The organism is Halochromatium sp. (assembly GCF_054919635.1).
Map to the genome: position 1 here is coordinate 1 of NZ_JBUDPI010000136.1, position 8929 is coordinate 8929.

Here is an 8929-nt window from a genome sequence, read left to right on the forward strand (position 1 = left end):
CGTCATGAGACATTGCGACGTAGATGATCGGCACGGTGACGTCGGGCTCGGCCTCTTTGGGAATCGCCTGATAGGCGGCGAGCCCGGCTACGAGCAGGAAGCTGAGCGTCAGCAGCACCGTGCGGCCGCGGGAGAATGCGAGCTCGATGAGTTGGCTCACGAGCGGTCCTGAGTCGCTTGCACGGGTGTGACCCGTTCTCCCTCGCTGACGAAGCCTTGTCCTTGGATGATGATGTTGACGTTCAGCGGCAGTCCTGAGACCCAAACGCCGTCCATCTCGGCGTGAATGAGCCTGACGGGATAGAACGAGACCTGTTCGTGATCGTCCACGGTGCGCACACCAATGCGCCCATCGTCGCTGAGTGTCAGGACCGCCGGCGACAGGAAATGTCCGCGCTCTTTGCCGACCATAATTCGGAGCTCGGCGCTGACGCCGCTAGTAAGGGCGAGGTCTGGGTTAGGGATGTCGGCCTCGATTCGGAAGCTATGCGTTTGCGCGTCGGCGACCTGGGAGATGTAGCTCAGTCGGCCGTTGGCTTCGGTCCCATCGAGGAGCTTGACCCGCACCGGCTGACCAAGCTCGAGATCGGCCGCGCTCTGCTGCGGTACCTGGCCGGTCGCCTTCAGGCGGCTGTTGTCGACGAGCTCCGCGACCTCGTCGCCGCGTTGGACCAGGCTACCCAGCTCAACGTCGCGGGCTTCGACCACAGCGGCAAAGGGCGCGCGGATCTGGAGTCGATCGATATCGAGTCTGAGCCGAGCGAGTTCGGCTTCGGCGCTCGCGACCGCCGCCTGCGTCTGTTTGATCTGGGTGCGCGCCTGCATGCCCTGGCTACCGAGTGTTTCGGAGGCGGCCAGCTCCAGCTGGTGAGCGGCCAGCTGAGCTTCCGCTCGTGCCAGTTGTGCGGGTCGGTCGTCCTCGGCTAGCTCGACCAGCACAGCGCCGGCCTCGACGCTGGCGCCCTTTTCAACCGGCAATCGCGCGACCTTGCCATCGGTCTCGGCACGGAGCTTGACTCGGCGCCTTGGCTCGAGCTGCCCTTGGGTCAGTATCTCCCGATCGACCTCGGCGGCCTGGCTTGCCGATACCAACACTCGCATCGGCTGAAGCGATGCGACCGATTCCGCCTTGCCATCGGTAGGCTGCTGCACCCGTGAGGCGTCGACGAGCGTGCCGCTGAGCATCCAAAGCGTGACGGCGGTTGCGAGACCAAACGCCAAGATGACCGAACGCTGCATGGAAGCTGGGTCCTTCTAAACAATGTGACGGTAGAAGGCGGCGTGCTTGTCGCCTCCTATCGGCTGATCAGGTGGAAATCGCTCCGATCGAAGTGGGTGGAGCGAGCGCTGTCGCTAACAGCCGGCACCCGTTTAGACGCGCGCTCAAGGTTTAGGTTCGCGCTCAAGGTTTAGGTTCGTGCCTGGTTCGGGCCCCGCAAGGGCGAGCGCGCGCTCAAGGGTCAGCTTGCTCGGACCGATCAGGCCGTGGCGCGCTCGACCAAGGCGTCGACATCGGAGAACGAAAATGGCTTCTCCAAGACGGCTGCAACATCGAGATGCGAGAGACGCTCGGTCTCCTTTTCGTGCAGCTCAGAGAAGCCGGTAATGATGATCGCTCGGCAGCGATGCTGTTTTTGACGCAAGCGCTCCAGCAGGTCAACCCCGTCGACCTCGGGCAGCACCATGTCGATCACGACCAGATCATAGCCATCGCGATCACAGAAGATCTCTGCCAGGTGGCCATCGAACGCAGCGACGGCCTGATGGCCACGCGAGATGAGGTGATCCGCGAGACAGGTTGCGAGCAACCGGTTGTCGTCGACGACGAGGATTCTCATGGTCCAGGCTCCGTTGATAATAGGCGTTTGCTGCAGTCGGGGCAGATGCCATGACTGATCCGCGGCATCGCATGGGTCGCAAAGAGGCGCAGCTGTATCACAGCCTGCTCCACCTCAACCCATGTCTGCTCAGCGAGGACCGATTTGCACCAGCTGCACATCGCCAGGATGCGTTGTGAGGCTGGCCTGATCCGGTCCAGGGCGATCAGCGGCATGTGCGGCCTTGTCTCGGCGCGAAGCAATCGACTTGCGAATTCGACCTCGTCGCTCTCGGCGAGGTAGCGCATCCGCATTTGCATCCAACGACGGCGGTCCGGAGCGTCGCAGCGGTAGCCGAACTCCAAGGCTTGCTGCGACGAGCGCGTCCGTTCGATCAGCAGCTTGTAGATATGGCGCGTCTCCTCGTCGGCGATCACCGAGAACAGTGACCGACCGAGCTCGGTCTGGGCGTCTGTTTCAAGGCCGTTTTCAGAGGCGAATGCGAGCCATTCGCTGTTAACGAAGCTGATGCGTCCGTCAGCATCGATACGATGCACATAGGCTTTATGCGAAGATTGGGTGTTCATAGGGCGAGCCGCCGTCTCCCTTAAGCGTAGCAGACCCCCTACAGATAAAACGGTCATTGCACGCATTTCTTGATCAATCTTTGCCGCGCAGCGACGACGACCACCGGTCTTGGTTGGCAAGCCTTGCCGTCTTAGAAGTTGCGCCTTGCAGCCGACCTCGTTAGTTTGTCGCCAGATTGCGATCGACCAACGACCAGACCAACAACAACGAGAGGAGATATCGACCATGCAGAAGAGATCACTTGGACTGCTGCTCGGCGTCACCCTGCCGAGTACGCTCCTGGCACAAACCGATGAGCCGGCGGTTGCTGGCATGATGGGCGCTCAGCTGACCGGCAAGGTCATGGTGGTCAATCCCGAGACACGTCTAATGACGCTCAAGGACGCCGAGGGCGACTATCACGTATTGCACGTGCCGCCAGAGGTGACGCGCCTCGATCAGATCAAGATCGGTGATGAGGTGACGATTAACGAGCTCTCGACCGCCCTGATCGAGCTGATTCCTGCGGATGAGGCCGGACCGGTCGCAAGCGAGCGCAGCACTGATGTGGATCGTCTCCCTGGCAAGAAGCCAAGCGGCAGCATCACCGACACGCTCACGGTCTACGGCAAGGTTGTTTCGATGGATAAGGCCAGCGGCACCGTGACCATCGAAGGACCGAACCAGACGCGCACCCTGGATGTCGATGACCCCAGCCTGCTCGAGGGCGTTGCCGTGGGAGATGGCGTGATTGCACGCTTCCAGAACGTGATCATCGGCGAGGTCAAGTAGGAGGCTGATTGCAGGCCCAGCGAATCTAAGCGAGCGAGTCTGCGGTGGAGGCGTCCACGGCCCGAGGCTCTCTGACTGCCGAAGGCCGGTAGGAGCAAGGCTTTGACAGTCTCGAAGCCGCATGGATTGGAGATGTATGCAATGGACTTGGCTGCAGGACGCAACTGCTGGCGAGTTGAGACGGCCCAGCGCGTTGGTCTCTGTGTCGATGGCGAGTGCTACTTTGGCATGTTGCGCCACAGCCTTATCGCGGCGCATCGGTTCATCGCGATCGCCGCCTGGGACATCCACAGTCGACTCGAGCTGGTGCGTCCAGACCCCGAGGATGGGTGGCCAACCGCCTTTGGGGATCTGCTGCTCCGCCTGCTGGAGGTGCGCCCAGAACTCGAGATCTTCATCCTGCTCTGGGATTATGCGCCGATCTATGCACTTGAGCGCGAGCCGCTGTTCTTTGGCGAGGTGCCCTGGCACAAAGACGCGGATAAACGGCATCCGCGGCTGCATTTCATCCTCGACGATGCGCATCCCTTGATGGCCAGCCAGCACCAGAAGCTGGTGCTGATCGACGGGGGGCTGGCCTGGTGCGGTGGCTTTGATATCAGCAAATGGCGTTGGGATACCAGTGCGCATCGTGCCGAGGAGCCGCGCCGGATAGATCCTGACAGCGATCGCTATCCACCCTTTCACGACCTGCAGATGCTGGTCGATGCGGATGCGGCGCGTGCCCTTTGTGAGCTCTTTGCCGAGCGTTGGCAACGGGCTGGGGGCGCTGCTTCACCGCTGCTTCACCCAGGGGCAACAGCCGATGAGGGCGCCAGCAAGGTCGCTGACGCCAAGACTGTCGCCGACGCCTGGCCAGCGCGGCTGGAACCCTTGTTTCAGCGCCAGGAGATTGGCATCGCGCGCACCCTGCCGGCGTTTGCCGGTCGTGCCGAGGTTCGAGAGTCCGAGCAGCTCTACTTGGATATGATCGAGGCCGCGCGAGAGCTCATCTACATCGAAAACCAATACTTGACCTCGCGCTCGGTTGCGGCGGCGCTGAGACGAAGCTTGGAGCAGCCAGAAGGACCGTTGATCCTGATCATACTGCCGCGCGAGACCGGTCATTGGCTTGAGCAGCACACGATGGATCTGATTCGCGCTCGGCTGCTAAAAGGGCTGCGTGAGGCCGATCAACACGGGCGCTTGCGCTGCTACTACCCGGATCTGCCTGCACTTGGCGACGATTGCCTGATGGTGCACGCGAAGCTGATGATCATCGATGACCACGTGCTGCGGCTTGGCTCATCGAATCTCAGCAACCGCTCAATGGGGCTCGACAGCGAGTGCGATCTCTGTGTGGTCGGCGACACGGAGGCCGCGCGCTCCAAGATCCGAGACCTGCGTCGACGCTTGCTGGCGATGTTTCTGTCAGTGGAGCCCGAGACCCTTGCCGCGGCGGAGGAGGGGGCTGGGGGCTTGGGCGCTGGCGATGCGCTCGTCCAGTTGATTGAGGCTGAGGGTGCGGGCGAGCACGACGCTGACGATGGATCGAGCCGGCGTCGCGGTGATCTCAGGCTCCGCCCGCTTGAGCCCAGCCTAGACCAGGAATGGGATCGCCAGTTTCCGGATGAGCGTCTGATTGATCCTGATCGGCCGCTGTCGTCAGACTGGGTTGAGGATGTCGTGATCGGCGAGGAGCATGCGCCCCATGCGCGCTGGCGTCTGCTCCTTGGTGTTGGCCTAGTGCTGCTGTTCCTGGTGCTCGCCGCGCTCTGGCGCTGGACGCCGGTTGGCGATTGGCTCGAGCCGCAGCGATTGGCCGAGGCTGCGCGAGGGATGGCCCACTCGCCATGGGGTATACCGGTCGTGCTCGCCGCCTTCGTGCTCGCCAGCCTTGCCGCGGTACCGGTCACACTGCTGATCTTGGTCACGACCCTGATGTTCAATCCGCTGCCCGGCGCCCTGCTTGCACTCGGGGGTTCAACCCTGGCTGCGGTTGCTGGCTATCAGCTCGGCCATTTCACCGGTGCCCGAGCAGCTGAGCATCGCCTTGGTGGGCGTCTCGGCGATCTGCGTCAACGCCTGAAGCGCAGCGGTGTCTTTACCATCGTGGTGGTGCGTATCGTGCCGGTGGCGCCGTTCGCGCTGCTCAATCTGATTGCTGGGGCGATCCAGGTCCGGTTCCGCGACTATCTAATCGGGACGCTGATTGGAATGGCGCCAGCGGTGATCCTGATGGCGTTGTTCTCACAGGGCCTGCTCGAGGTTCTCGGGCGCGCAGATATGCGCTCGCTGGCGTTCGTGGTTGGCGGTGGCTTGATCGTTGCGGGCCTGCTTTGGGCCTTTATCTCGGACAGGCTCGGTATCAGGCGCTGGCTCGGGCGGCATTTGCTGCGCAGATCGGGCTGAGGAGAGCGAGTCTGGCGTGGGCAAGACGCTAACGGTGGCCAGCTACAATATCCATCGTGCAGTGGGCGGTGATCGGCGCAAGGACCCATTGCGGATCGCCGAGACGATCGCTGAGCTCGATGCCGATCTGATTGCCTTGCAGGAGGTCGAGACGCCAGTTCGGACCGCGCCGCTGATCTTTCTCCAGCGTCTGGAGGCACTTGGCTACGAGGTGCGGCTCGGTCACACCATGCGGCGCGGAGCGCATCACTACGGGAACCTGTTTCTGAGCCGCTTGCCGGTGCTGAGCCATCACCTGTTGGATATCAGCCAGCCAAGACGCGAGCCGCGTGGGCTCATCGACGTCAGAATCAGTCTGGCCAGCCTGGCTCCACAGGAATCAACAGATGCAGCAGGCGCAGCAAGCTCATTGGCAAGCGCGGCTCCGTTGGTGCTTCGGTGTCTGGCGACGCACCTTGGTCTCAGCCAGTCTGAGCGCCAGCGTCAGATCGAGCGCATCCTGTCGTATCTGCGCGATATGGGCACCGATGGCTCTGAGCTTGTCGTCCTGATGGGGGATTTCAATGAGTGGCGGCGCGGCAGCCGCCGCGTTGCGCAGATCAACCGCCTGCTGAGACCGGCGCCGACGCCGGCAAGCTTTCCTTCGCGCTGGCCGCTGTTTGCGCTGGACCGACTCTGGCACGGTGCCGGGCTCGAGCTGCTCGAGGCCTCAGTGGTAAGCACGGCTGCGACCCGCGCCGCGTCAGATCATCTTCCGCTGCGAGCCCGGTTGCGTCTCGGTGAGTGCCTGCTAGGGTAGGCGCGCAGCCTTGGAGTGAAGATTGGGCGTTTTGACCTCGATGGTGGTGCATTACAACCGCTGGCCGTTGACGGCGACTGACTCAGCGCCTCCGAGGCCTAGCCTGAGCGAGCCAGAGAGGTTCGGGGATGCGCGGCATTAATGTTGCTTTTGTTTTAGAGGTCGACCTGACCCAGCACGGCCCGTGCCAAAGACCTCGGAGCTCCTCGATGAGATTGACGAATTTGCTGTGGACCGATTGTCCGGTGGTCATTCTTGCAATCGCAGCCATAACGAGCACCGCCAGGAAACAGACGGCTGGCAACCTGCTCTGCACCCTTCGCGATTGAGACCCGAAGCACGATGGCCGATTCCTTACTGATTATCGAAGACGAGAGCGCGCTTGCCCTCGAGCTAAAGCGACATTTCTCAGGCAAGGGCTGGGATGTCGAGGTCGCTGAGCGGCTCGGGAACGCCCGCGAGATCCTCACCAGCCAACAGCTTGAGCCCTTGGTGATCCTGGCGGATATGAGCTTGCCAGATGGGAACGCGCTCGACCTGATGGAGACCGTGCGCGAGCAGCGCATACCAGGCGAATGGATTCTCTTGACCGGCTATGGTGGCGTTCCTGATTCGGTTCGTGCGCTGCGTCTTGGCGCCTATGACTTTCTCGAGAAGCCCTGTCCATTAGCCCGGCTGGAGATCGTGGTTGCCGGCGCGCGGCGCAGCGCCTTGGCGCAGCGGCGCTTGCAGACGCAGACGCGCGATCGCAGTCGCCGCTATGCGCCAACCTCCTACATTGGATCAAGCAAGACCACGGAGGAGACCCGCCGGCTGATCACGCGGCTTGCAGAGGTGCCCTTCAGCGCGCTGATCATCGGCGGTGAGACTGGCACCGGTAAGGGGCTGGTCGCCCGCATCCTTCATCATGGCGGTCCGCGCGTCGACGGCCCGTTGGTCGAGGTGAACTGCGCTGCGCTGCCGCGCGAGCTGCTCGAGTCCGAGCTGTTCGGTCACGAGGCCGGCGCCTTTACGGGCGCCAAGGGTCGTCACCGCGGTTACCTGGAGCAGGCGCACGAGGGCACCCTGTTCCTCGACGAGATCGCCGAGATGGATCTCGATCTGCAGACCAAGCTGCTGAGCGTGCTCGAAGACCGGCGCCTGCGCCGGCTCGGCGGCGAGCGCTCGATCGAGGTCGACGTACAGATCATCGCCGCAAGCAACCAGAGTCTGGAAGAGCGGGTGCGCAGTGGTGAGTTCCGCAGTGACTTGTTCCACCGTCTTTCGGTGTTTCGGCTCGATCTGCCCCCGCTGCGCGAGCGCCTCGATGATCTTGAGCAGTTGGTCCCAGTGCTGATCGACGAATACAATGCCCGCTCCGGGCGTCAGGTGCGGGAGGTGCCGGCGGCGGTCTACGAGCAGATGCGCAGCTATCACTGGCCGGGTAACGTGCGTGAGCTGCGCAATGTCGTCGAGCGGGCGGTCCTGCTGGCCCGAGATAGCGTCTTCCCGATCGAATGGCTGCAGCTTGGGCAAGGCGTTGCGGCGGCACCAGGCAGCGGTCCTAGCGTCGAAGGTGACCGACTCATGATCCCGCTGGATGGCAGCATGGCGTTGGACGAGATGGACAGCTATATCATCCGTACGGCGCTTGAGCGCAGCCACTACAACGTGACCGCGGCGGCGCGCGCCCTTGGCACCACGCGAGAGACGATGCGCTATCGCATCCAAAAATACGGGCTTGGCGCAGAGTCGGCAGAGCCAGCGAGTTCGTCAGCACCGATGATGGCGCCTGACCCTGCGTCCGATTAGTCTTCCTGCCCACGCGGGATGCTCAGGCTGGCGAGCAAGCGCAGCGCATTGTCGCGACAGCAGCGAGTTGGTGCACTTGGGGATTTGCCCCAAGCTGGTGTCGAAATGCCCCGCTTCATCCTCTTCCTGACTCGGCAATGGCACCCCAGGCCGCCATTCGGTGAGCCATCTGAGACCTATCTGCGCCATTGAGCGTCGATCCCGTCAACCTGGCACAGCCCCTGCTGTTCTCTGGGCTCAAACCAATGAACCTCAGACGAGACAACACACGGGAGGCGATATGAACTGGGAACAGATTCGAGGCAACTGGGAACAGGCCAAAGGCGAGCTCAAGATTCAGTGGAGCAAGCTCACTGATGATGACCTGGCCCAGATCAATGGCGAGCGCGACAAGATGGTCGGCCGGCTGCAGGAGCTTTACGGCATGACCAAAGAAGAAGCCAATAAGCAGTTAGACGACAAAAGCTAAGAAACCGTCCATCAGTGTCTTCCCGATTCAAGCGCCACTTCAGGGCGACGAAGGGGGGCGATTATCGGGAAGCAAAAAGACAGTGACTAAGCCTTAGGAGCTCAACATGATGAACGCTTTACAACGTATCGCGACGCTTTCAACCGCGCTGGCGACCGTCATGGCGATTGGCCTGGCCGTGGTTGGCGCCACGAGTGCCCTGGCAGCCGAAACAACGCTGGCACAAAAGAAGGACCCAAGCGATCAGGGGACCTATCTCGGCACGCCTTGGGTGAGCGGTGGCGTCGGTGAGTCAGCGCGGGA

At 62.3% G+C, this 8929-nt stretch carries 9 protein-coding genes; 6 read left to right on the forward strand and 3 right to left on the reverse strand.

Annotated elements, in window-relative coordinates; translation table 11 throughout:
- Positions 1 to 156 precede the first annotated feature (156 nt).
- From ACY693_RS09895 to ACY693_RS09905, 3 genes are all read right to left on the reverse strand, one after another.
- Positions 157 to 1239 (reverse strand): efflux RND transporter periplasmic adaptor subunit, encoded by a 1083-nt coding sequence (locus ACY693_RS09895; protein ID WP_462321663.1) that lies wholly within the window; start codon positions 1237 to 1239, stop codon positions 157 to 159.
- A 239-nt stretch (positions 1240 to 1478) separates the two neighbouring features.
- Positions 1479 to 1838 (reverse strand): response regulator, encoded by a 360-nt coding sequence (locus tag ACY693_RS09900; protein ID WP_462321664.1) that lies wholly within the window; start codon positions 1836 to 1838, stop codon positions 1479 to 1481.
- Positions 1835 to 2632, reverse strand: a complete 798-nt coding sequence (locus tag ACY693_RS09905; RefSeq protein WP_462321665.1) for a hypothetical protein — start codon at positions 2630 to 2632, stop codon at positions 1835 to 1837. The genes ACY693_RS09900 and ACY693_RS09905 overlap by 4 nt, the downstream gene beginning before the upstream one ends.
- On the opposite strand from ACY693_RS09905, the gene ACY693_RS09910 reads away from it, so the two are divergent.
- From ACY693_RS09910 to ACY693_RS09935, 6 genes are all read left to right on the forward strand, one after another.
- On the forward strand, positions 2631 to 3176 hold the full coding sequence (locus tag ACY693_RS09910) for a hypothetical protein (RefSeq protein WP_462321666.1): 546 nt from the start codon (positions 2631 to 2633) through the stop codon (positions 3174 to 3176). The two genes, ACY693_RS09905 and ACY693_RS09910, sit on opposite strands and share 2 nt — an antisense overlap.
- 141 nt (positions 3177 to 3317) lie before the next feature.
- Positions 3318 to 5567, forward strand: coding sequence for a VTT domain-containing protein (locus ACY693_RS09915; protein WP_462321667.1), 2250 nt, complete (start codon positions 3318 to 3320; stop codon positions 5565 to 5567).
- A 16-nt stretch (positions 5568 to 5583) separates the two neighbouring features.
- Positions 5584 to 6366: an endonuclease/exonuclease/phosphatase family protein gene (locus tag ACY693_RS09920; RefSeq protein WP_462321668.1), complete on the forward strand. Its 783-nt coding sequence runs from the start codon at positions 5584 to 5586 to the stop codon at positions 6364 to 6366.
- A gap of 342 nt (positions 6367 to 6708) precedes the next feature.
- Positions 6709 to 8157 carry a sigma-54-dependent transcriptional regulator gene (locus ACY693_RS09925; protein WP_462321669.1) on the forward strand — a complete coding sequence of 483 codons (1449 nt, stop codon included), beginning with the start codon at positions 6709 to 6711 and terminating at the stop codon, positions 8155 to 8157.
- Between the two features lie 280 nt (positions 8158 to 8437).
- On the forward strand, positions 8438 to 8626 hold the full coding sequence (locus ACY693_RS09930; protein WP_462321670.1) for a CsbD family protein: 189 nt from the start codon (positions 8438 to 8440) through the stop codon (positions 8624 to 8626).
- A 109-nt stretch (positions 8627 to 8735) separates the two neighbouring features.
- The coding region (locus ACY693_RS09935) for a hypothetical protein (RefSeq protein WP_462321671.1) at positions 8736 to 8929 on the forward strand (194 nt) is incomplete at its 3' end.